The 21,151-nt window shown below is 65.4% G+C and carries 23 protein-coding genes; 18 read left to right on the forward strand and 5 right to left on the reverse strand.

The features are described 5' to 3' along the window. Positions 1–54: 54 nt before the first annotated feature. The 6 genes from QM672_RS08030 to QM672_RS08055 all read left to right on the forward strand — a co-directional run bounded on the left by QM672_RS08030 (position 55) and on the right by QM672_RS08055 (position 4,974). Entirely contained in the window at positions 55–1,593 is a 1,539-nt protein-coding gene (locus tag QM672_RS08030; RefSeq protein WP_311934134.1) for a YifB family Mg chelatase-like AAA ATPase, read from the forward strand. Positions 1,594–1,785: 192 nt separating this feature from the next. After that, the gene (locus tag QM672_RS08035; protein WP_311934132.1) at positions 1,786–2,013 is read left to right on the forward strand and encodes a hypothetical protein; all 228 of its coding nucleotides are present in this window, start codon (positions 1,786–1,788) and stop codon (positions 2,011–2,013) included. 75 nt (positions 2,014–2,088) lie between these two features. Then, entirely contained in the window at positions 2,089–2,427 is a 339-nt protein-coding gene (locus tag QM672_RS08040; protein ID WP_311934131.1) for a hypothetical protein, read from the forward strand. A 133-nt stretch (positions 2,428–2,560) separates the two neighbouring features. Beyond that, positions 2,561–3,214, forward strand: a complete 654-nt coding sequence (locus tag QM672_RS08045) for a Pr6Pr family membrane protein (RefSeq protein ID WP_311934130.1) — start codon at positions 2,561–2,563, stop codon at positions 3,212–3,214. Positions 3,215–3,281: 67 nt separating this feature from the next. Further along, positions 3,282–3,926 (forward strand): Pr6Pr family membrane protein, encoded by a 645-nt coding sequence (locus QM672_RS08050; RefSeq protein WP_415081804.1) that lies wholly within the window; start codon positions 3,282–3,284, stop codon positions 3,924–3,926. 124 nt (positions 3,927–4,050) lie between these two features. After that, positions 4,051–4,974, forward strand: a complete 924-nt coding sequence (locus tag QM672_RS08055) for a GNAT family N-acetyltransferase (RefSeq protein WP_415082047.1) — start codon at positions 4,051–4,053, stop codon at positions 4,972–4,974. A gap of 76 nt (positions 4,975–5,050) precedes the next feature. On the opposite strand, the gene QM672_RS08060 is transcribed toward QM672_RS08055, so the two are convergent. Then, positions 5,051–7,096, reverse strand: coding sequence for a M3 family metallopeptidase (locus tag QM672_RS08060; protein WP_415081806.1), 2,046 nt, complete (start codon positions 7,094–7,096; stop codon positions 5,051–5,053). A gap of 86 nt (positions 7,097–7,182) precedes the next feature. On the opposite strand from QM672_RS08060, the gene QM672_RS08065 reads away from it, so the two are divergent. Continuing rightward, positions 7,183–7,851: a sulfite oxidase-like oxidoreductase gene (locus QM672_RS08065; RefSeq protein ID WP_415081808.1), complete on the forward strand. Its 669-nt coding sequence runs from the start codon at positions 7,183–7,185 to the stop codon at positions 7,849–7,851. Positions 7,852–7,924: 73 nt separating this feature from the next. After that, the gene (locus QM672_RS08070) at positions 7,925–8,521 is read left to right on the forward strand and encodes an REP-associated tyrosine transposase (RefSeq protein ID WP_415081810.1); all 597 of its coding nucleotides are present in this window, start codon (positions 7,925–7,927) and stop codon (positions 8,519–8,521) included. Positions 8,522–8,581: 60 nt separating this feature from the next. Here the strand turns inward: QM672_RS08070 and lepA are convergent, their stop codons facing one another. Continuing rightward, positions 8,582–10,390, reverse strand: coding sequence for a translation elongation factor 4 (lepA, locus tag QM672_RS08075; protein ID WP_311934124.1), 1,809 nt, complete (start codon positions 10,388–10,390; stop codon positions 8,582–8,584). Positions 10,391–10,486: 96 nt separating this feature from the next. After that, on the reverse strand, positions 10,487–10,840 hold the full coding sequence (locus tag QM672_RS08080; protein WP_415081812.1) for a lysozyme inhibitor LprI family protein: 354 nt from the start codon (positions 10,838–10,840) through the stop codon (positions 10,487–10,489). Between the two features lie 90 nt (positions 10,841–10,930). Here QM672_RS08080 and QM672_RS08085 point away from each other — a divergent pair, with 90 nt between their 5' ends. Then, positions 10,931–11,419, forward strand: a complete 489-nt coding sequence (locus QM672_RS08085; protein ID WP_415081814.1) for a GFA family protein — start codon at positions 10,931–10,933, stop codon at positions 11,417–11,419. A gap of 124 nt (positions 11,420–11,543) precedes the next feature. After that, positions 11,544–12,350 (forward strand): alpha/beta fold hydrolase, encoded by an 807-nt coding sequence (locus QM672_RS08090; protein WP_415081816.1) that lies wholly within the window; start codon positions 11,544–11,546, stop codon positions 12,348–12,350. On the opposite strand, the gene QM672_RS08095 is transcribed toward QM672_RS08090, so the two are convergent. After that, a complete protein-coding gene (locus QM672_RS08095; RefSeq protein ID WP_311934120.1) occupies positions 12,345–12,989 on the reverse strand; it encodes an alpha/beta family hydrolase in 645 nt (214 codons plus the stop codon). The genes QM672_RS08090 and QM672_RS08095 overlap by 6 nt on opposite strands. A gap of 563 nt (positions 12,990–13,552) precedes the next feature. Here QM672_RS08095 and QM672_RS08100 point away from each other — a divergent pair. The 5 genes from QM672_RS08100 to QM672_RS08120 all read left to right on the forward strand — a co-directional run bounded on the left by QM672_RS08100 (position 13,553) and on the right by QM672_RS08120 (position 18,851). Then, complete coding sequence (locus QM672_RS08100; RefSeq protein ID WP_311934118.1) at positions 13,553–13,897, forward strand: ArsR/SmtB family transcription factor; 345 nt, start codon at positions 13,553–13,555, stop codon at positions 13,895–13,897. Beyond that, entirely contained in the window at positions 13,894–14,370 is a 477-nt protein-coding gene (locus tag QM672_RS08105) for an SRPBCC family protein (RefSeq protein WP_415081819.1), read from the forward strand. The genes QM672_RS08100 and QM672_RS08105 overlap by 4 nt, the downstream gene beginning before the upstream one ends. 353 nt (positions 14,371–14,723) lie before the next feature. Then, complete coding sequence (locus QM672_RS08110; protein ID WP_415081821.1) at positions 14,724–16,325, forward strand: amidase; 1,602 nt, start codon at positions 14,724–14,726, stop codon at positions 16,323–16,325. Positions 16,326–16,426: 101 nt separating this feature from the next. Beyond that, entirely contained in the window at positions 16,427–17,092 is a 666-nt protein-coding gene (locus tag QM672_RS08115) for a GntR family transcriptional regulator (protein WP_415081823.1), read from the forward strand. A 208-nt stretch (positions 17,093–17,300) separates the two neighbouring features. Continuing rightward, positions 17,301–18,851: an ankyrin repeat domain-containing protein gene (locus tag QM672_RS08120; protein ID WP_415081825.1), complete on the forward strand. Its 1,551-nt coding sequence runs from the start codon at positions 17,301–17,303 to the stop codon at positions 18,849–18,851. A gap of 5 nt (positions 18,852–18,856) precedes the next feature. On the opposite strand, the gene QM672_RS08125 is transcribed toward QM672_RS08120, so the two are convergent. Then, positions 18,857–19,420, reverse strand: a complete 564-nt coding sequence (locus QM672_RS08125; RefSeq protein ID WP_415081827.1) for an SIS domain-containing protein — start codon at positions 19,418–19,420, stop codon at positions 18,857–18,859. Between the two features lie 115 nt (positions 19,421–19,535). Here QM672_RS08125 and QM672_RS08130 point away from each other — a divergent pair, with 115 nt between their 5' ends. The 3 genes from QM672_RS08130 to QM672_RS08140 are packed head-to-tail and all read left to right on the forward strand — an operon-like array spanning position 19,536 to position 21,132. Beyond that, positions 19,536–20,117, forward strand: a complete 582-nt coding sequence (locus QM672_RS08130) for a helix-turn-helix domain-containing protein (RefSeq protein ID WP_311934110.1) — start codon at positions 19,536–19,538, stop codon at positions 20,115–20,117. Continuing rightward, positions 20,114–20,641, forward strand: coding sequence for a GNAT family N-acetyltransferase (locus tag QM672_RS08135; protein ID WP_367623573.1), 528 nt, complete (start codon positions 20,114–20,116; stop codon positions 20,639–20,641). Before QM672_RS08130 ends, QM672_RS08135 begins: the two co-directional genes overlap by 4 nt. Next, positions 20,638–21,132, forward strand: coding sequence for a GNAT family N-acetyltransferase (locus QM672_RS08140; protein ID WP_415081830.1), 495 nt, complete (start codon positions 20,638–20,640; stop codon positions 21,130–21,132). Before QM672_RS08135 ends, QM672_RS08140 begins: the two co-directional genes overlap by 4 nt. The last annotated feature ends 19 nt before the right edge of the window (positions 21,133–21,151 follow it).

The raw sequence follows: 21,151 nt of genomic DNA on the forward strand, positions 1-21,151 counted from the left end.
GATGCCGCGCTTCCCCGCTATCGTCGGCGGGGTTGATGGGGAAACGAGAACGAGATGGTATCGCGCGTCGCGACGGTGGCATTCGAGGGCGTGGAAGCGCGCCAGGTCGACGTGCAGGTCCAGATTATGACCGGTTCGGTGGTGTTCACCATCGTCGGCCTGCCCGACAAGGCGGTGTCGGAAGCGCGCGAAAGGGTGCGCGCCGCCCTGACCGCCGCCGGCCTGGCCCTGCCGGCCAAGCGCATCACCGTCAATCTCGCCCCGGCCGATCTGCCCAAGGAAGGCTCGCATTTCGACCTGCCCATCGCGCTCGGGGTGATGGCCGCCATCGGCGCCATTCCGCATGATGCGCTGGAGGGCTACTGCGTGCTGGGCGAGCTCGGCCTCGACGGCACCATCACCAAGGTCGCCGGCGTGCTGCCATCGGCCGTCGCCGCCAATGGCCGCGGGCTCGGCCTGATCTGCCCGGCCGCCTGCGGTCCGGAAGCGGCCTGGGCCGGCCCCGACATGGACATTCTCGCCCCGCGCTCCCTGATCCAGCTGGTCAATCATTTCAAGGGCACGCAGTTGCTCTCTCGCCCGCAGCCGCGCATCGCCGCGGCGCCGGCCACCCTGCCCGATCTCAGGGACATCAAGGGCCAGGAGACCGCCAAGCGCGCCTTGGAGGTGGCGGCAGCCGGCGCGCATAATCTCCTGATGATCGGTCCGGCGGGTTCTGGCAAGTCGATGCTGGCGGCAAGGCTGCCCTCGATCCTGCCGCCCCTGGTGCCGGCGGAGCTCCTGGAAATCTCGATGATCCATTCGGTGGCTGGCCAGCTCGCCGGTGGCGAACTCACCAGCCGGCGCCCCTTCCGCGCGCCCCATCATTCGGCCTCGATGGCGGCGCTGATCGGCGGCGGCATCCATGCCCGGCCGGGCGAAGTCTCGCTCTCCCATCACGGCGTGCTCTTCCTCGACGAGATGCCGGAATTCGCGCCGCAGACCCTCGATGCCCTGCGCCAGCCGCTGGAATCGGGCGAGGCCGTGATCGCCAGGGCCAATGCCCGCGTTGCCTATCCCGCGCGGATCCAGCTCGTCGCGGCGATGAACCCGTGCCGCTGCGGCAAGGCCAACGATCCCGGCTTCGCCTGCCGGCGTGGGCCGGTGGAGCGCTGCGCCGCCGACTACCAGGCCCGCATCTCCGGCCCGCTGCTCGACCGCATCGACATCGTCGTCGAGGTGCCCGCCGTCTCCGCCGCCGATCTCATCCTGCCGCCGCCGGCCGAGGGGTCGGCCGAGGTGGCGACCCGGGTGGCCGAGGCCCGCGACCGCGCCGCCCGGCGCTATCGCACGCTTGGCCTGCCCGATGGCTCCACCAATGCCAGCGTGCCGGTCAATGTGGTCGAGGAGGTCGCCCGCCCCGATGCGGCCGCCACCAAGCTGTTGCGCGACGCCTCGGAGGCCATGCGCCTGTCCGCCCGCGGTTTCCACCGCGTGCTGCGCGTTTCGCGCACCCTGGCCGATCTCGACGGCGAGGCCGATGTCGGCCGGATCCACATCGCCGAGGCGCTGAGCTACCGGGCGCGGACGGACAGGGCGACGGTGCTGGCGTGAGCGAAAGCGCACCATCAGCGGCAGAATGACGGATTATCGATGGCATCCGCCACTCCTTCAAAGGTGATCCTCTTGCGCTCTTCCCTTTTGCTTCTCGCTGCTGCCCTTTCTTTCTCGCCAGCTTTCTCGTCAGGCCTGGCGATGGCGGCGGAGCATCCCTGCATGGGAGATGCCGGACGCAGGGCAAAAGCCTTGATCGCCTTCAACTACGGGACTTCGCTCGATTACGCTCTTTTGAGCGAACTGCCGATCCGCGTGCTGCCACCGATCAAGCGCCCCGAGATCGGTGACCGCCTCGATGTGATCGAGGTGGTCGGCTTCGTCAATCGCGCGCGGTATCGCGTGCGTATTCTTTATGCGCAGGGCCGCTGCACCATGCTGGGCCAGGAGATCGTGGATGTCAGCAGCCGGGTGGATTGATCGGCACGCTGGCGACGCGGCCGCCAAGCCGCTATCTGCAGACACCACCCAGCCGATGTTCACCCGAGACATGTCATGCGCATTTCCGTCCTTCTCGCCTCCCTTGCCTTGCTCGCCGGCACCACCGCTTCCCTGGCCGCTCCCCGCCCCCGCTGCGCCGATGCCGCGGTGAAGCAGGCCACCAAGCTGCTGGCTTTCCATTCCGACAATGACGACCGCGCCCGCGTCGATGCCGATAGCGTCAAGGCGATCGGTACCGTCGGCGCCCTGGTCGGCAAGGGGCGTTTCGATGTGATCGAGGTCGAGGGCTCGATCTACAAGGGCGAGTATCGCATGCGCCTGATCTACGCCCAGATCCCGGGCGACTGCGTGCTGATGGGCCAGGAGATCCTCGAACGCAGCGATCCCTATTGACCGCTGCGGGTTTGCCAGCCTCGGCCGAGGCCGTAAGTTATTGTGGCCGCATCGTTCTCGCGAAACCGGCGTCCACTTTTCGGCTCGATGCTTTAGACTGGGTTGCCAGCCGCAGCAGCGATCGAGGTGATTCATGACGGGCAGCCAGGCAGCCGGACGCCTTTTTGCGGCGCTGATCGCCGTCACGGCCTGGCTCGCCGTCGTTCTGCGTGCCTGGATCGTAACGTCCTTCGTGATGGCACAGGGTCGGACGGCGCTCGACGGCCTCGTCACCGTGTTCAGCTATTTCACGCTGCAGGCCAATGTGATCCTGGCCGTCGTCGCCACCGCCTGCGCCCTGCGCGGAGAGGCTGATGGATTCCTGACCCGGCCCTCGACCCGGGCGGCCGTCACCGTCTACATCGTCATCGTCGGCGTGATCTATGCCGTGCTTCTCGCCGGGTTGCGGCAGTTGACGGGCCTCGCCGTCCCCGTCGACATCGCCCTGCACCGGGTGGTGCCGGTGCTCTTCACGCTCTATTGGCTCATCTTCGTGCCAAAGGGCCGGTTGGCCTGGCGCGATCCGCTGGCCTGGCTCGCCTTTCCGGCGCTCTATGTCGTCTATTCGCTGATCTATGGTGCTCTGACGGGGCGTTATCTCTACCCGTTCTCCAACGTGCCGGTGCTCGGTTATCCCCGCGCCCTCGCCAATGCTGCCCTCATCCTTCTGGCCTTCTACGGCCTCGGCCTCGCGCTGGTAGCACTCGATCGCGCACTCGCCGGCTCCGCCATCCGGGCCCGGCAATGACGTTTGACGGTATCATGATGATGGATCCATTGCTAAGCTGCGGATCGCAGCCACGGCGAGGTACGTCGTGACAGGCAATCCAGGGCTCGGGCGCCTCTTCGCAGCGATGATCGCGCTCATCGCAGGCGCCGCCGTGCTGCTGCAGGTGCTGCTGGGCATCGAGGCCGTGCAGGCGCGGGGCGGCAGCGCGCTCGAGGGCGTCATCCTCGTCTTCAGCTACTTCACCGTGCTCACCAACACGCTGGTGGCGATCGTGTCCGGGGCCAGCGCCCTTCTGGGAGAACGCGACGGCTTGCTGACCCGGCCGGGAACCCGGGCAGCCGTGGCCATCTATATCTTCGTGGTCGGCGTGATCTTCGCCGCCCTTCTCACCGGGCTGCGCCCGATGAGCGGCCTGACGCTTGCCGTCGACAGCGTGCTGCATCGCGTCGTTCCGGTCTTGTATGTGCTCTACTGGCTCCTCTTCGTGCCGAAGGGACGATTGAGCTGGCGCGACCCGCTGGCATGGATGCTCTACCCCCTGCTCTATGTCGCCTATTCGCTGCTCTACGGCGCCCTGACCGGCCGCTATCTCTACCCTTTCGCCGACGTCACGGTCCTCGGCTATGGCGGCGCCCTCGCCAACGGCCTCGTCATCCTGGCGGGCTTCCTTGCCCTCGGCCTGATCGTGGTGGCGATCGACCAAGCCATGGCGCCGAAAGAGCCTGCCTGATCAGGTAACGCGATACTGCGGCTTGTTGTCACAAATCCGTGCGAAAACTGTGATGATGCTGCTCCGATGGGGATTCGGGCAGGGGCTGAAGATGCCGACGACGACGCCGAAAGGCTTGTTTGCAATGATCAATCCGCGCGGCTGGGGCAGCAGGCTGCCGGCCGGCATCGTGCCCTTGGCGCCGCGCCGCCGGCTGAAGCCCGCCTTGCGCCAGCGTCGCATCGAGAATATCGGTCTGCCGATGACTCTCGGACGCATCGGCTCCCTGGAAGTGCGGTTGGCTGAGACCGCAAGGGACGTGAAGAAGGCGCAGAAGCTGCGCTATCAAGTGTTCTACGAGGAGATGGCGGCCATTCCCGACGCGCTGTCCCTGATCTCCAGGCGTGACCGCGACGATTACGATACGCTCTGCGATCATCTGCTGGTGATCGACCATGATGCTCCCACCAAGCTGGGCAAGCCGGGCGGCCGCGTGGTCGGCACCTATCGCCTGCTGCGCCAGGACGTGGCCGAGCGCCATGGCGGCTTCTATTCGGCCGGCGAATATGCCATCGAGCCGCTGATAGCCGCCCATCCCGGCCGCCGCTTCCTCGAGCTCGGCCGCTCCTGCGTGCTGCCGGCCTATCGCAACAAGCGCACGGTGGAACTGCTCTGGCACGGGATCTGGACCTATGTGCTGCATCACAAGATCGACGTGATGCTGGGCTGCGCCAGCCTGGAGGGCACCGACCCAAGCCGCCTTGCCCTGCCGCTCGCCTTCCTGCACCACCATGCTGCCGCCGAGGGCGAATGGCGCGTCAAGGCCGTGCCGGAGCGCTATGTCTCGATGAACCGCATCGCCAAGGAAGGCATCGACGTCAAGCGAGCGCTGCATGCCCTGCCGCCGCTGATCAAGGGCTATCTGCGCCTCGGCGCCACTTTCGGCGACGGCGCAGTGGTCGACCACCAGTTCGGCACTACCGACGTGCTGGTGGTCCTGCCGGTCGAGAAGATCAGCGCCCGCTATGTCGACCATTTCGGCGCCGCCGCGGAGCGGCACGCGGCGTAGCGGTGTGCCGGTCTTCAGACCGGCATGTCCAAGACGACCGTAGGGGGTCAATGCCGGTCCGAAGACCGGCACCCCCTCATGCCGCCAGGCCGCGCTTCTTCAGCAAGGCCTCGGGCTTGGGATCATGGCCGCGGAAGTCGCGATAGGCCTGCGCGGCATCCTGCCGGTTGCCGGCGGCATAGACGAACTGCTTGAGCTTGCGGGCCGTCTCGCCATCGAAGATATCGCCGGTCTCGACAAAGGCATCGAAGCCGTCGGCATCGAGCACCTCCGACCACAGATAGGAATAATAGGCCGAGGAATAACCCTCGCCCGAGAAGACATGCTGGAAATGCGGCGGCCGGTGGCGCATCACCATGGCCCGGGGCATGTCGATCTCGCCCAGCACCTTGGCCTCGAAGGCACCGGCGTCGAAGCCCTCGGCCTTATCAAGCAGATGCATTTCGAGATCGACCAAAGCGGAGGAGACATATTCCACCGTGGCAAAGCCCTGGTTGAAGGTACGGCTGGCAAGCAAGCGATCGAGCAGGGCCTTCGGCATCGGCTCGCCTGTCTTGTAGTGCACGGCATAGCGTTGCAGCACTTCGGGCTGTTCGAGCCAGTGCTCGTAGAGCTGCGAGGGGAATTCGACGAAGTCGCGCGCCACGCCGGTGCCCGAGAGCAGGGGATAGGTGACGTCCGACAACAGGCCGTGCAGGCCATGGCCGAATTCGTGGAACAAAGTGCGGGCGTCGTCGAAGGACAGCAGGGTCGGCTCGCCCTCGGCGCCGCGGGCGAAATTCATCACATTGACGATGATCGGGCTGATCGCGCCGTTCAGCCGCTCCTGGCTGCGGAAGGCGCTCATCCAAGCGCCGCTGCGCTTGGAGGGCCGGGCGAAATAGTCGCCATAGAACAGGCCGATGCTGGCGCCGCCCGCATCCTTTGCCTCGAAGGCCCTGACGTCGGGATGATAGACCGGCACGTCCTTGCGCTCGGTGAAGGTGATGCCGAACAGGCGCCGGGCCGTGTCGAAGGCCGCCTCGATGATCTTGGAGAGCTGCAGATAGGGCTTGAGCTCGGCCTCGTCGAGGTCGAATTCCTGGCGGCGCTTCTTCTCGGCATAGTAGCGCCAGTCCCAGGCCTGCAGCGCGATGTTGTCGCCCTCGCCAGCGGCCAGAGCCTCCAGGCCCGCGCGTTCGCGTTCGGCTTGGGCACGGGCCGGCTGCCACACCGAGCGCAGGAGATCGAGCGCCGCCTCGGGCGTGCGGGCCATGGAATCATCGAGCCGGTAATGGGCGAAGGTCTGATAGCCCAGGAGCCTGGCGCGCTCGGCCCTCAGCGCCACCATCTCGGCGATCAAGGCGCGGTTGTCCGTCTCGCCGCCCCCTTCGCCACGGGCCAGCCAGGCCTTGAAGGCCGTCTCGCGCAGGTCGCGGCGGGCGGAGAATTGCAGGAAGGGCTCGATCAGGGAACGCGACAGCGTGACGACATGACCGCTCTCGCCACGATCACCCGCCGCACCGGCGCTGGCAGAGCGCAGGAAATCGGGCAGGCCGGCGAGATCGGCCTCGCCGTCGAGCTTCATCGACCAGGCCTTCTCGTCCTTCAGTACGTTCTGCCCGAACTGGGTGCCAAGGCTGGCGAGGCGCTCGGAAATCGCAGCGAGACGCTGCTTGACCGCCTCGGGCCTGCCGGCGCCGGCCCGGCGGAACGCGGTGTGATAGCGATCGAGCACACGGGCCTGCTCCGGCGACAGGCCGAGTTCGGCGCGGCGGGCGAAGACGGCGTCGACGCGCCGGAACAGGGCGTCGTTCAGATAGATCGCGGTGTGGTGGCGCGACAGGATCGGCGCCATCTCGCGCTCGATCGCCTGCAATTCGTCATTGGTGTTCGAGCCGGCCAGGTTGAAGAACACCGAGGCGACCTGGTCGAGCGACCGGCCCGACCGTTCCAGCGCCGCCAGCGTGTTATCGAAGCTCGGCTCCGCTTCATTGCCGGCGATCGTGTCGATCTCAGTCCTGTTCTCGGCCAGCGCCGTCTCGAAGGCCTGATGATAATGCTCGGTGCGGATATCGGCGAAGGGCGGCGCTTCGAAGGGGGTGGACCAGCGGGCGAGGAGGGGATTGGCGTCAGCGGACATGAGGACCTCGATTCGGGTACGGCCCTTATAGCAGCCGACCTACCATCCATCGAAATATGCATTATCTTGTCTTTTTGGAGGGCACCATGGCCGATGACGAAGACCCGGCGACGCCGGCCGATTCAAAGCTCACCCGCACCAAGCAGCTCTGGGCCCAGGCCGGCAAGTTCCTCACCGGCCGGGCTTCCCGGCCTCAGAGCGACCGCCTGCCACCCGGCCAGCATCTCGTCAAGGACTGGCCGGTGCTCGATCTCGGCCTGCAGCCCGGCATCGACAAGGCGCGCTGGCAGCTCGATGTGTTCGGTGCGGTCGAAAATCCGGTCGTCTGGGATTTTGCGGCCTTCGCGGCCCAGCCCCAGGTGACGCAGGTCTGCGACATCCACTGCGTCACCACCTGGTCGCGCTACGACAATCATTTCGAGGGCCTGCCCACATCAGCCCTCGCCGAGATCGTGCACCCCAAGCCGGAAGCGAGCCACGTCGTGCTGCATTCGGCCGATGGCTACACCACCAACCTTTCCCTGCAGGATTTCCTCGGCGAGGACGTGCTGATCGCCCATGCCTGGGAAGGCAGGCCGCTGACTTCGGACCATGGCGGCCCGGTGCGCCTCGTCGTGCCCCGGCTGTATTTCTGGAAGAGCGCCAAATGGCTCAGCCGCATCGAATTCGCCAGCCGCGACAAGCCGGGCTTCTGGGAAGTGCGCGGCTATCACAATCGCGGCGATCCCTGGCGGGAGGAGCGCTACAGCGAGTGAGGGGCGTTGGCCGTTCCTGGGATCGCCAGCATCCTGCTGGCTCTTGATAGCCCTCATCGTGGTCGCCGTTCCCATGAAGACCCTCCAAACAGAATGGTATTCACGCGGCTATCTTCCTCACTGGGAAGCTGGCGAGGCTCTGCAGTCCATCTGCTTTCGGCTCGCGGATTCATTGCCGCTGCCTATCGTGAAGCAGGCGTTGGCCGACCTGTCCCAAATACCTGAAGAAAAAGCCGTGATTGAACAGCGGAAGCGCTTGGAGGAGATACTCGATCGAGGGCACGGCGAAGCATTCCTGACCTCGCCCAAGGTTGCGAATATCGTTCGGACTGCTCTGTTTTTTTTCGACGGAACTCGATACCGGCTCCACGCCTGGTGCATCATGCCCAATCACGTTCATGCCCTGATGACGCCCGTCGGCGGGCACGCCCACAGCTCTATAGTCGGTTCCTGGAAGTCCTATACGGCACTCGGTATAAACCGGCTGCTGCAACGGGAAGGGAAGGTCTGGTTCCGGGAATATTTCGACCGGAAGATCCGTGACGAGCGCCATTTCGAGGCTGCCCGCTACTATATCGAACAGAATCCGGTACAGGCTCGTCTGTGCGAAAAGGCCGAGGATTGGCTCTTCTCGAGCGCGACACCTCACTCGAAAACCCTCACTCCCTGAGTGAGGGTTTTAAGATGCCAGCAAGATGCTGGCGGTCCCAGGAAAAGCCGCCGGCTCCGCTTACCCATCCACCTTGAGCGCGGCGATGAAGGCTTCCTGCGGGATGTCGACGCTGCCGAACTGGCGCATCTTCTTCTTGCCTTCCTTCTGCTTCTCCAGAAGCTTCCGCTTGCGGGAAATGTCGCCGCCATAGCACTTGGCGGTGACATCCTTGCGCAAGGCCCGGATGGTCTCTCGGGCAATGATCTTGGCGCCGATCGCCGCCTGGATCGGGATGACGAACATGTGCTGGGGGATGAGGTCCTTCAGCTTCTCGCACATGGCGCGGCCGCGGCTCTCGGCCCGGTCGCGATGCACCAGCATCGACAGCGCGTCCACCGGCTCGGCATTGACCAGGATCTGCATCTTGACCAGATCGCCTTCCTTGTAGTCGGTCAGATGATAGTCGAAGGACGCATAGCCCTTCGATACCGACTTCAGGCGGTCATAGAAGTCGAACACCACCTCGTTGAGCGGCAAATCGTACTGCACCATGGCGCGCTTGCCGACATAGTTGAGGTCGACCTGCACGCCGCGCCGATCCTGGCAGAGCTTGAGGATCGAGCCGAGATAGTCGTCCGGCGTCAGGATGGTGGCGCGGATCCACGGCTCCTCGATCGAGGTGATCTTCACGACATCCGGCATGTCGACCGGATTGTGCAGCTCGATATGGCTGCCATCGGTCATGTTGATCTTGTAGATGACAGAGGGTGCCGTGGCGATCAGGTCGAGATTGAACTCACGCTCCAGGCGCTCCTGGATGATTTCCAGATGCAGGAGGCCGAGGAAGCCGCAGCGGAAGCCGAAGCCGAGCGCCGCGGAGGATTCCATCTCGAAGGAGAACGAGGCGTCGTTGAGGCGAAGCCGCCCCATGGCGGCGCGCAGATCCTCGAACTGCGCCGCATCCATCGGGAACAGGCCGCAGAACACCACGGGCTGGGCCGGCTTGAAGCCCGGCAGCGGCACGATGTTGGTGTTCTTGCGATCGTCGGTGATGGTATCGCCGACGCGGGTATCGGCCACTTCCTTGATCGCCGCCGTGATGAAGCCGATCTCGCCCGGCCCAAGCTCGGCGATGGCCTGCATCTTCGGCCTGAACACACCGAGGCGATCGACCTCGTATTGGGCGTTGGTGCCGATCATCTTGACGCGCTGGCCCTTCTTGAGCGTGCCGTCGAAGATGCGCACCAGCACGACCACGCCGAGATAGGCGTCGTACCAGCTATCCACCAGCAACGCCTTGAGCGGGGCGTTGCGGTCGCCCTTGGGCGCCGGCAGGCGGGTGACGATGGCTTCCAGCACCAGGTCGATGTTGAGGCCGGTCTTGGCCGAGATCGGCACGGCCTCGGAGGCGTCGATGCCGATCACGTCCTCGATCTGCTGCTTGATGCGATCGGGCTCGGCCGCCGGCAGGTCGATCTTGTTGAGCACCGGCACCAGCTCGTGATTGGCATCGATGGCGTGATAGACATTGGCGAGTGTCTGCGCCTCGACGCCTTGGGAGGCATCGACCACCAGGAGCGAGCCCTCACAGGCCGCCAGCGAGCGTGAGACCTCATAGGCGAAGTCGACATGGCCGGGCGTGTCCATCAAATTGAGGACATAGTCCTTGCCGTCCTGGGCACGATAGTTCAGGCGCACGGTCTGCGCCTTGATGGTGATGCCGCGCTCGCGCTCGATATCCATGGAATCGAGCACCTGCTCGACCATTTCGCGGTCGGTCAGCGTGCCCGTGGCCTGGATCAGACGATCGGCAAGGGTGGACTTGCCGTGGTCGATATGGGCCACGATGGAGAAATTCCGGATATTTTCGATCAGTTCTTCGCTCATCCGCGCGCAATAGCAGGAAGGGATTGCAACGCCAAGGACAAATGGGGATTCCAGGCCGCCGCAGGCCCCGGTTTGCGGGGCCTGCCGGCTCTCCGGCTAGAACGGGCCGTGCGAAGCGATGTTGCGGATGACCTCGTCCAGCATGCCGATCCTCTCGCCATAGACCTTGTCGAGGCAGGCGGTGTCGGCGCCGCAGGCCTCGCGCGTCTTGATCCAGGCCTGCTGGGCCTCGCCGATATTGCCGCGCTGGCCCATTGCCACCAGCGACATCGAGACGCCGTAGAGCGTGGCCATGCGGGCTTCGGCCTGACCGAGGGCGTAACTGCCGCAGACGGCCTTTTCGGCCGGCGAGGCCGCCTTGGCGCAGTCGAGCGGCGCATACTCGCCCGCCTGCGCAGCGGAGGAGGACAGCAGGGCTGCGGCGGCGATGATGACGAATCTGCCTTTCAAGGGTCATCCTTTCCGGATTGGATGGCGAGGAGGCTCCGGCCGAAAGCCGATCATCTCGTCCACCTGGACCAAAACTATAGGGAAACGCACATGCTGCTGAAAGGATCCTGTCATTGCCGCGCCGTGACGTTCAGCGTCGATGCAATGAGCCCCGCCCCCTTCATGCATTGCCACTGCTCGATCTGCCGCAAGACGGCGGGATCGGGCGGCTATGCCATCAATCTCGGCGCCCACGCCGACAGCCTGAAGGTGGAGGGGCGCGAGCATCTGCGCGTCTATCACGCCGTGTTGCGCGAAGAGGGACAGCCCGACCAGCGCTCGCCGGCCGGGCGGCATTTCTGCGGGGAGTGCGGCAGCGCGCTCTGGCTGTGGGATCCGCGCTGGCCGGAGCTGGTCCATCCCCATGCCTCGGCGATCGATACGCCGCTGCCGAAGCCGCCGGAAATCGTGGAGATGATGCTCGCGGATGCACCGGATTGGGTCGATGTACCATCCGGTCCCGGCTATCTGCATTTCGATACCTATCCCGAGGAATCGCTGGACGACTGGCACCGGCGTCATGGCCTGCTGAGCGAATGAAGCGGGCGGGATCGGCCAGGGGCTGCCTGCCTGAACAAGAGCACTTGCTGTTTGCAATTGGTCCGGATGTGGTAAACCGACACCAAGGACCCCCGGATTGCTACCGGGACAGGAAGGAACGGCCATGAGCACGCAGGATGACGATCTCAGCCATTTCCACGCCTATGGCGCCCCGCCGCTGCCGCCGGCCGATATCGAGGGCTGGCTCGAGCATGACGGCGCCCGCATCTGGCATGCGTCCTATGGCGACGGGCCGCCGGTGATCCTGCTGCATGGCGGTCTCGGCCACGCCGGCAACTGGGGCTACCAACTGAATGATCTGCGGGCCGCCGGCTATCGCGTCGTGCTGGTCGACAGCCGCGGCCACGGCCGCAGCACACGCGACGACAGGCCCTATTCCTATGAGCTGATGGCCTCCGACGTGCTGGCGGTGATGGATCGGCTCGGCCTCGAGAAGGCCCGCTTCGTCGGCTGGAGCGACGGCGCCTGCATTGCCCTGGTGCTGGCCGCCCAGTATCCCACGCGCGCGGAGGGCGTCTTTTTCTTCGCCTGCAATATGGACCCCAGCGGCACCAAGGAGATGGAGCCCAGCACGGCACTCGACCGCTGCTTTGCGCGCCATCGCCAGGATTACGCCGCGCTGTCAGCCACGCCCGACAGCTTCGAGCCCTTTGTTGCCGCCGTCAGCGAGATGATGCGCACCCAACCCAATTATAGCGCGAACGATCTAAGCGTTATCGATGTACCGGTGCAAATCGTGCTGGGCGAGCATGATGAGTTCATCCGACCCGACCATGCCGCCTATCTGGCCCGCACCATTCCCGGTGCGACGCTGACCATTCTGCCGGGCGTGAGCCATTTCGCGCCGCTGCAGCGGCCGGCGCTTTTCAACCGGGCGGTGCTCGACTTTCTCGGCACGCTGCCGTCATGACTTCGTGATGCGGGCGGCCCAGGCCGAAACGCGAGCGGCCATGGTACGCAGGTGATCGGCGGCCGAAAAGCCGGAGACGGCCTTGCGCGGCTTGAGGTCATGGTCGCCATCCTCCAGCCACAGGATCTCGATGCGAGGCGACAAGGCGTAGGTCGCAACCTCGTCCCGCGTGCCGAAAAGATCGCGCGTTCCCTGGGCGATCAGGGCCGGCGTGCGCATGCCGGCGAGATGGGCGGTGCGCAACTGCTCGGACTTGCCGATGGGATGGAAGGGATAGCCGAGGCAGAGCAGGCCGGCGATGCGGCCCTCGGCATGGAGATCGTCGGCGATCAGGCTGGCGACGCGGCCGCCCATCGACTTGCCGCCGATGATGAGAGGGCCAGCCGCTCCCAATGCCTGAATGGCGGCGCGATATTCGCCTTCCAGCGTCTCCGCCCGCGGCGGCGGCTTGCGGGCACCCGATTGGCGCCGGGCCGCCATATAGTCGAATTCGAACCGGGCAACGCGCAATCCGGCCGCAGCGAGCGCCTCAGTACTGGCCGACATTGCGGCCGAATCCATCGGAGCCCCGGCCCCGTGCGCGAGCAGGAGGGTGACCCCGGCCCCCTCGGGTCCATCCATCAGAAAGCGCAGCGCCATGTCGATACCTTGTCCCAAGCCCAAGTGGCGGCACGCCGGGGGCACGCCTTGTCGTCATCAAAGGCCGGCACGGTGATTCATGCAATTGCCGCGGTATTGGTTGGCTCTGCCCTCACGAAGGAGAGAATTCTTCGCATGCCGTTGCGTTCAGGAAACGCGTTCCTCACGGAGCAATTGTCCGAGCAAAGAAGCCATGATCGAGGAAGACAAGCAGTATAGGAGGATGCAAACCAACCAGGACATTATTTCCTCCAACTCAGCCTGGCATCAGACTGTCCAGTTACCGATACGTCGCTTGCTTCAGCCGGGGCGATCGACATTTTGATCGATCCGCCTGGGTCGTTGACGTGCAACTACCTTTCGTCACTCATACCTTCATATTATCGAGACTGAGGGTCATGGCAATCAACAATACGCTCGTACGTTCGATTTAGAGTCATAATTATTATTCAAATTGTTTGAATTGTATATTTGCCGCCCGGGAAGGCTGGCCGGAGACGGGGTTCGAAGCGCAGGCCGGACGAGGTCCTTGCGGTTTGGGCGCCGATTTGATACTTAGCCTGATGGCTTATCGTACCGAGCAGCTCGACGAGATCTTCCTGGCCCTGGCGGATCCAACCCGTCGCGCCGTGCTCGGACGCCTGGGGCAGGGGCCGGCCAGCATCAGCGACCTCGCCGAGCCCTTCGACATGGCCCTGCCCTCCTTCATGAAACATATTCGCATGCTCGAGGACACGGGCCTGATCAGCACCCGCAAGCAGGGGCGCGTGCGAACCTGCACCATCGAGAAACAGGCTTTCGCCGCGGTCGAGGGCTGGCTGGCCGCCCAGCACGCCGTGTGGGAAGGTCGAACCGACAGGTTGGAGCGCCTGGTTGCCACCCTGCTCGACAAGGAGCCGCCGACGTGAGCCGTCACTTCGATCCCGAACGCGACCTCCGCATCACCCGCATCATCAAGGCCCCGCGGGCCACCGTGTGGCAGGCCTGGACCCAACCCGCCCTCTTCGAACAATGGTGGGTACCTGCTCCTGCCCGATGCCAGGTCGTCGAGATGGACCTGTCGCCGGGCGGTGCTTTCGTGACCCGGATCAGCGAGAATGGCGGCAGCTTCCAGCCCCATCTCGACGCCTGCTTCCTGACTGTCGACGACCGGCAGCGCATCGTCTTCACCAATGCGCTCACCAGTGGCTGGCGCCCCGCCGAACAGCCTTTCATCACGGCGGTCATCGATTTCGCCGACCATCCGGACGGAACCGGCTACACTGCCCATGTCATGCACAAGAGCAATGGCGACCGCGCCCTGCATGAAAAGATGGGCTTCCATGACGGTTGGGGCACCGTGATAGGGCAGCTGGCAGCGCTGGTCGAAGACCGAGGGTAACCGCGGCGCCGGGCGCGATTCCTGGAGTCTGGTGCATCCGATCGGAAAACGGTCGGCGGCATCTAGGCACAAGCGGCGCGCAGCAGAGTCCCGGCGTCCCATTGCGAAAGCCACTCTCTTCATGCCGAGCTTGCGGTCGCGACTGACTGAGGCCCGCACCATGCGCGCCGGGCGACGACGCGCGCCGTCGACCTCAAGCAGATCGCAGAAACTCGGTTCGCTTATTGCATAAGTAAATGCTTCTTATGTATTTTTAATCTATATTTTTGTATACAATTTAATTGCTCGGTGACACAGAGTCTGACAGTGTGTGGACACGGCCTCACCCAGAAGGCTGATCGAGGAGGTGTCCCATGGCCAGCAAGCAAAGCGGCGGCATATCGCAACCCACGCAGGAGCGTGGCATCAGCAGACGCGGTTTCCTGAATCTGAGCGCGAAGGGTTTGGCGGGCGCGGCATCGGCCGCTCTTGTCGGCCAGGCGGCCTGGTCCGGCCGGGCCCTGGCAAAAACAGCGCCCTCCGACATCGTGATGATGGATGCCATTCCGCTTTCGCAGGCGATCAAGTCGAAATCCATCTCCTGCGTGGAGGTGATGACGGCCTATCTCGATCACATCGACCGTTTCAATCCCACGGTCAACGCCATCGTTTCCCGACAGGATCGCGGCGACCTCCTCAAGCAGGCCGGGGAACGCGACGCCCAGCTCGCCCGCGGTGACTATGCCGGCTGGATGCATGGCTTCCCGCAGGCGATCAAGGACCTCGCCGATACCAAGGGCATCCCCACCACGCAGGGCTCGCCTCTGTTCAAGGATCGCATTCCCAAGGCCGATGCGATCTTCGTCGACCGCATGAAGCGTGCAGGCAGCATCGTCATCGGCAAGACCAACACGCCGGAGTTCGGGCTGGGGTCGCAGACCTACAACCAGGTCTTCGGCACCACGCTGAACGCCTATGACCACAGCAAGACCTCGGGCGGCAGCAGCGGTGGCGCCGCAGTGTCCCTGGCCATGCGCATGCTTCCGGTCGCCGATGGCAGCGACCATGCCGGCTCGCTGCGCAACCCGTCGGCCTTCAACAATGTGCTGGGCTTCCGCACCTCCTTCGGGCGGGTGCCCTCGCCCGGTGCCGATGTGTTCGATGCCGCGCTGGGCGTGAACGGGCCGATGGCGCGCAATGTCTCGGATCTTGCCCTGCTGCTCGCGGTGCAGTCGGGCTACCACGCTGCCGCGCCTCTTTCCCTCCACGAGGATCCCACCCGCTTCACCGAGCCCTTGAAGCGCGATCTCAAGGGCGTGCGCATCGCCTGGCTCGGCGATTGCGGCGGCTACCTGCCCTTCGAACCGGGCGTGCTCGAGCTCTGCAAGACGGCGCTCAAGACCTTCGAAACGCTCGGCTGCACCGTCGAGGAAGCCCGGCCCGATTATCCGATCGAGAATGTCTGGCGCAACTGGCTGCCGCTGCGCGCCTGGCAGACCGGCTCAGGCCTGAAGGTGCTCTATGACGATCCGGCCAAGCGCGCCCTGCTCAAGCCGGAGGCGCAATGGGAGATCGAAAACTATCTGAAGCTCAGCGCCGTCCAGCTCTCCGATGCCGCCGCCGCCCGCACGCAGTGGTATCAGGCGGTCCGCACCTTCATGGAGCGCTATGACTACTTCATCCTGCCGTCGGCGCAGGTGTTCCCCTTCGACGCCACCACGCATTGGCCCAAGGAGGTCAACGGCCGCGCCATGGATACCTATCATCGCTGGATGGAGGTGGTGATCCCGGTCACCATGTCGGGCTGCCCGGCGATGAGCGTGCCTGCCGGCTTCAACGAACGCGGGCTGCCCATGGGCATGCAGCTCGTGGGCCGCAACCATGCCGAGATGTCCGTGCTGCAGCTCGCTTACGCCTATGAGCAGGCCACGGGCTGGCCGCAGAACAGGCTGCCGCCGGCGCTCAAGCCAGCCTGATGCAAACAGGCGAGGCGGCCGAACCGGCATGCCTCGCCTTCCACGGCGCCGTAAAGGCAATCACGGCTTGCCGGCATCGGCAGAAGGCGCGATATGGGCCTATGACCGAGCGCCGAGCCACCCAATTGCGGGATTCGATCGAGGACGAGATTGCCACCGGGCAGCTGAAGCCGGGTGAGCGTCTTGACGAAGTGTCCCTGGCCGGGCGTTTCGGCGTGTCGCGCACGCCGATCCGCGAGGCGCTGCAGCAGCTCGCCGCCGCCGGGCTGGTGGAGCTGCGAACCCGCCGGGGTGCCATCGTCAGCGCGCCTGACGCCAGCCAGCTCATGGAAATGTTCGAGGTCATGGCGGAACTGGAGGCGATGTGCGGGCGCCTCGCCGCCCGCCGTCTCCTGCCCGAGGACGAGCAGGCTCTCGTGGCGGCCCTGGCGGCCTGCCAGGAGGCGGCCGCCAATGGTGATCCCGACAGCTATTACTATGAGAACGAGACGTTTCATCGCGTCATCTACCGCGCCAGCGGCAACAAGTTCCTCGCGAGCCAGGCCGTGGCCCTCAACAAGCGCCTGGCTCCCTTCCGCCGCCTGCAGCTGCGCGTGCGCAATCGCATGGGGACCTCGCAGGCCGAGCATGAGGCGGTGGTCGCCGCCATCCGCGCCGGGGAGGCCCAGCATGCCGCCGAGCAGCTGCGAGCCCATGTCGCCGTGCAGGGCGAGCGCTTCGGCGACCTGATGTCATCGCTCGGCAAGACCCGGAGCGCCAGCGCGTAGGGTCCTTCTTCTCCGAATGAAAGGTGGCTGCTCCGCGACCGGGCAGGGCTTCCATCCAGGCATGAAAACTCCTAAGCTCCCTATCGGCGCTGCGAGACGCCTCCGGACCCGCGGGAAGGGCACAGCCCCCTCACAATCATCGACACCAGGACGACCTGCCCCTGTGCAGCCGATTGCGGGTCTTCGGCCCTGCGCACATGGAGGCACCATGAAGACCCTTCCGGTTTCGCCCGACCTTTCGCATCTCAAGAACCAGGCCAAGCAGCTATTGCGCGCCGCCCGCAACGGCGAGAGCGAGGCGCTTCGCCGCTTCGCCGAGCTTCTGCCGTCGGCGCGGGGCCTCGATCCGGCAGGGCTCGCCGGCCGCGAGCTCGCTCTGCACGACGCCCAGTCCGTCATCGCACGCGACTACGGCTTCCGCTCCTGGAGCGAACTCAAGCACTATGTCGAGTGGACGCGCAGCGTCGCGGCCGAGCGGCTGCGGACCTGGCTCGCCTGGGTGCTGGAGGGCAATGCCGCCCAGCGTCATCTGGCGCGCCGCACCCTCGCCGAACAGCCGGCCCTGTTCGGACAGGATCCCTGGCTCGCCTGCGTCACCGGCGACGAAGTCCGGCTCAGGGCCCTCATCGCCGAGGATCCGGCCTTCGTGAACCGCAGCGGCGGCCCTCTGGCCATGCCGCCCCTGATCGGCGTCAGCCATTCCGGCCTCATCCGCGAGCCGGACTTCAAGGAGCCGCTGCTCGCCTGCGCCCGCCTGCTGCTCGCTCATGGCGCGGACGTCAATGCCAGCTGGACGGACCCACGCTGGCCGGATTCGCCGCTTTCCGTGCTCTATGGCGCCGCGGGGCGCACGCATGACGAGGCGATGATCCGGCTGCTGCTCGAGACGGGTGCCGATCCGAACGACAATGAATCCCTCTATCACTCGGTCGAGAGTTCCGACGACGTCGGCACCCGCCTGCTGCTCGCCGCCGGCGCACGCGTCACCGGCACCAATGCGCTGGGCCGCGTGCTCGATTTCGACAAGCTCGACACGCTCCGCCTGCTGCTCGCCCATGGCGGCGACGCCAGGGAGCAGGCCTGGATCCACCATGCCATCCTGCGCGGACGCTCCAGCGCCCATGTCCGGGCCTTGCTGGACGCCGGCGCCGATCCCCGTGGCAAGGGGCCTGGCGGAATCAGCCTCTATCGTTTTGCCCAGGAGCAGGGCCGCACCGACGTGGTCGCGATGCTCGAGGCGCTGGGTGTCGAGGAAGACCTTACGCAGGAAGAAGCCTTCGTCGCGGCCTGCACGCGGGCCGACCGGGCCGCGGCCGCCGATATCCTGGCAAGGGAGCCGGATGTTCTCGCCCGCCTTTCGGAAAGGCAGCTCAGGACCCTGCCTCTGCTCGCCGGCAACGGGGCGATCGAGGCCGTCCGCGTCATGCTCGGCCTGGGCTGGCCCCGTGAGGTGAAGGAGCATGAATGGTCGGCGACCGCCCTGAACAAGGCGATGTTCCAGGGCGATGCCGCCATGCTGCGCCTGCTGCTGGAGGAGGGTGCCGATTGGCGCACCGAGCACGGCTTCGGCAACAATGTGCTCGGCACGCTCTCCTATGCCAGCCAGGCGGAGGATATCGCCAGCGCCGTGCCGCAGGACTATGTCGGCTGTGCGCGGGCCCTGGTCGAGCACGGCGTGCCGCTTTCGGCCTTCGACGGCTATGATTTTTCAGACGCCGTCTCGGCCTTTCTCAAGGACCAGGTCTCGCCAGAAGCCTGATGGCCTCACTCCAGATTGGTGTGACGAGCCCGCATCGTCTCGGCGGTTTCGCCGAGGCGATCGCGCAGCTTCAGCACGATGATCTCGAACACCAGCATCTGCGCCGTCTCGAACAACGATCCCATCGGCAGCACCGAAACCCCGCCGCCCCGGTCATTCGCCATGGTCTGGGCCGGAATGGTGAAGACGATATCGGCGAGCTTGGGTGTGCGGGCTTCGGGCTGGGCCGTCACCACCGCGACCTTGGCGCCGGCCTTGCGGGCGACACCGATCAAGGCATCGCCGATGTTGGAAGCGCCTGGCCCGGAGGAGACGAAGAGGAGATCGCCGGGACCGATCGGCGGCACCGTCATGTCGGCCACGACATGGACGTCGAGCCCGAGATGGAACAGGCGCATGGCCAGGCCACGCATCTGCAGCCCTTCGCGCCCGGCGCCATAGATCGCGATACGGCCTGCCGTGGCGAGCGCTTCGATCAGGCCATCGGCGGCATCGACAGGAAGGGCCTTCACCACTCCCGCAAGGTCGTCGAGAGCGCTGAGGCTGAGGGCGGGAATGGTCTCCGGCATGGCAGGTCCAATTTGTTGCTTAAGAAAACGAACTAAGTTTTAGGCCCATGCCAGGCGATCTGCAACAACGGCCTTCATGCTTGACTCCACTATAGTGGATAAATATTCTTACATTATGGAATCAACCGACGCCACCATCGACACGGAGCTGGGCGGGCGCATCAAGGCACTGCGCAGCCAGATGCACCTGACCATCGATCAGCTCGCCGCGGCCAGCGGCGTCAGCCGCGCCATGATTTCGCGCATCGAGCGCGGCGAGTCGAGTGCCACCGCCCAATTGCTGGCTCGTCTCGCCGGCGGCCTCGGCGTCAGCCTGTCGACCCTGTTCGCCGCCGTGGCGCCGGTAGCTTCCCCCTTGGCCCGGCGGGCCGAGCAACCGCTTTGGCGCGATCCGGCCACCGGCTATCTGCGCCGCTCGGTTTCACCCGCCGCGGCCAACGGCATCCTCGACCTTGTCGAGGTCGAGCTGCCCGCCGGCGCCCTGATCCCCTTCGAACCGCAGGCAACCTCCTTCGATCAGCTGGTCTGGCTGCAATCGGGCAGCCTCACCATGACGGTCGATGGCGAAGCCTTTCCGCTCCAGCCGGGCGACTGCCTGCATATGCGGCTCGACAAGCTCGTCATGTTCCACAATCCGGGCGACGGGCCGGCGCGCTATTTCGTCATGCTCTGCCCCTCGCGACAGGTTCCCCGATGACCGATCTCACCATTGCCATCGCAACGCCCGAACAGGCCGAAGCGCTCGTTCCCACCCTGGCGGAAATCCTGATCGACTGCGTCGAGGGTGAAGCCTCCATCGGCTTCATGCTGCCGCTCGCCCGCGAGGAGGCCGAAGCCTTCTGGCGTGGCGTCGCCGCACGGGTGGCAGAGGGCACCGTCCTGCTGCATGTCGCCTATCTCGACGGCAGGCCGGTCGGCACCGTGCTGCTCAGCCCGGAAAGCCGCTCGAACCAGCCCCATCGCGCCGACGTACAGAAACTGATGGTGCACCGGCGCGGCCGCAATCTCGGCATCGCCAGCGGGCTGATGGCTGCCCTGGAGGAGAGCGCCCGGGCGAGCGGGCGCATCGTGCTCTGCCTCGATACCGCCACCGGCTCTTCGGCCGAGCGTCTCTATGAAGGACTCGGCTGGCAAAAGGCCGGCGTCATTCCGCGTTACGCGCTCTGGCCGCAGGGCGGCTATTGCGACACCACCCTGTTCTGGAAAGATTTGGATCGATGATCATCCGCCCCGCCACCCCTAATGACCTGCCCGACATCCTCGCCATCTACAATGACGCGGTGCTGAACTCGACGGCGATCTGGAACTGGAACGCCGTCGACCTCGCCAACCGCCAGGCCTGGTTCAACCTGCGCAGGAGCCAGAGCTATCCCATCCTCGTCGCCGACGTCGAGGGCACGGCAATCGGCTATGCCAGCTATGGCGACTGGCGGCCCTTCGACGGCTATTGCCACACCGTCGAGCACTCGATCTACGTCGCCGGGACAGCGCGCCGCCAGGGGGCGGGCGCTGCTCTGCTGGATGCCCTGATCGGCGCGGCCCGCGATGCCGGCAAGCATGTCATGCTGGGCGGCATCGAGGCTGGAAACGAGCCCTCGCTCGCCCTGCATCGGCGCTACGGTTTCACCGAAACGGCGCGCATGCCCGAAGTCGGCCAGAAATTCGGCCGCTGGCTCGACCTCGTCTTCATGCAGAAGACGCTGAACGGCTGATGCCGAGAGGCATTCGCAA

Origin of the sequence: Labrys sp. (in: a-proteobacteria) (assembly GCF_047605565.1) — a bacterium.
Taxonomy (GTDB): domain Bacteria; phylum Pseudomonadota; class Alphaproteobacteria; order Rhizobiales; family Labraceae; genus Labrys; species Labrys neptuniae.

Bases quoted from the DNA above. Each gene is read 5' to 3' on its own strand.
- lepA (WP_311934124.1), bottom strand. From the start codon at position 10,390: ATGAGCGAAGAACTGATCGAAAATATCCGGAATTTCTCCATCGTGGCC.
- QM672_RS08030 (WP_311934134.1), top strand. From the start codon at position 55: ATGGTATCGCGCGTCGCGACGGTGGCATTCGAGGGCGTGGAAGCGCGC.
- QM672_RS08045 (WP_311934130.1), top strand. From the start codon at position 2,561: ATGACGGGCAGCCAGGCAGCCGGACGCCTTTTTGCGGCGCTGATCGCC.
- QM672_RS08055 (WP_415082047.1), top strand. From the start codon at position 4,051: ATGATCAATCCGCGCGGCTGGGGCAGCAGGCTGCCGGCCGGCATCGTG.
- QM672_RS08060 (WP_415081806.1), bottom strand. From the start codon at position 7,096: ATGTCCGCTGACGCCAATCCCCTCCTCGCCCGCTGGTCCACCCCCTTC.
- QM672_RS08110 (WP_415081821.1), top strand. From the start codon at position 14,724: ATGGCCAGCAAGCAAAGCGGCGGCATATCGCAACCCACGCAGGAGCGT.
- QM672_RS08070 (WP_415081810.1), top strand. From the start codon at position 7,925: ATGAAGACCCTCCAAACAGAATGGTATTCACGCGGCTATCTTCCTCAC.
- QM672_RS08140 (WP_415081830.1), top strand. From the start codon at position 20,638: ATGATCATCCGCCCCGCCACCCCTAATGACCTGCCCGACATCCTCGCC.
- QM672_RS08090 (WP_415081816.1), top strand. From the start codon at position 11,544: ATGAGCACGCAGGATGACGATCTCAGCCATTTCCACGCCTATGGCGCC.
- QM672_RS08095 (WP_311934120.1), bottom strand. From the start codon at position 12,989: ATGGCGCTGCGCTTTCTGATGGATGGACCCGAGGGGGCCGGGGTCACC.
- QM672_RS08065 (WP_415081808.1), top strand. From the start codon at position 7,183: ATGGCCGATGACGAAGACCCGGCGACGCCGGCCGATTCAAAGCTCACC.
- QM672_RS08135 (WP_367623573.1), top strand. From the start codon at position 20,114: ATGACCGATCTCACCATTGCCATCGCAACGCCCGAACAGGCCGAAGCG.
- QM672_RS08115 (WP_415081823.1), top strand. From the start codon at position 16,427: ATGACCGAGCGCCGAGCCACCCAATTGCGGGATTCGATCGAGGACGAG.
- QM672_RS08040 (WP_311934131.1), top strand. From the start codon at position 2,089: ATGCGCATTTCCGTCCTTCTCGCCTCCCTTGCCTTGCTCGCCGGCACC.
- QM672_RS08100 (WP_311934118.1), top strand. From the start codon at position 13,553: ATGGCTTATCGTACCGAGCAGCTCGACGAGATCTTCCTGGCCCTGGCG.
- QM672_RS08130 (WP_311934110.1), top strand. From the start codon at position 19,536: ATGGAATCAACCGACGCCACCATCGACACGGAGCTGGGCGGGCGCATC.
- QM672_RS08085 (WP_415081814.1), top strand. From the start codon at position 10,931: ATGCTGCTGAAAGGATCCTGTCATTGCCGCGCCGTGACGTTCAGCGTC.
- QM672_RS08125 (WP_415081827.1), bottom strand. From the start codon at position 19,420: ATGCCGGAGACCATTCCCGCCCTCAGCCTCAGCGCTCTCGACGACCTT.
- QM672_RS08120 (WP_415081825.1), top strand. From the start codon at position 17,301: ATGAAGACCCTTCCGGTTTCGCCCGACCTTTCGCATCTCAAGAACCAG.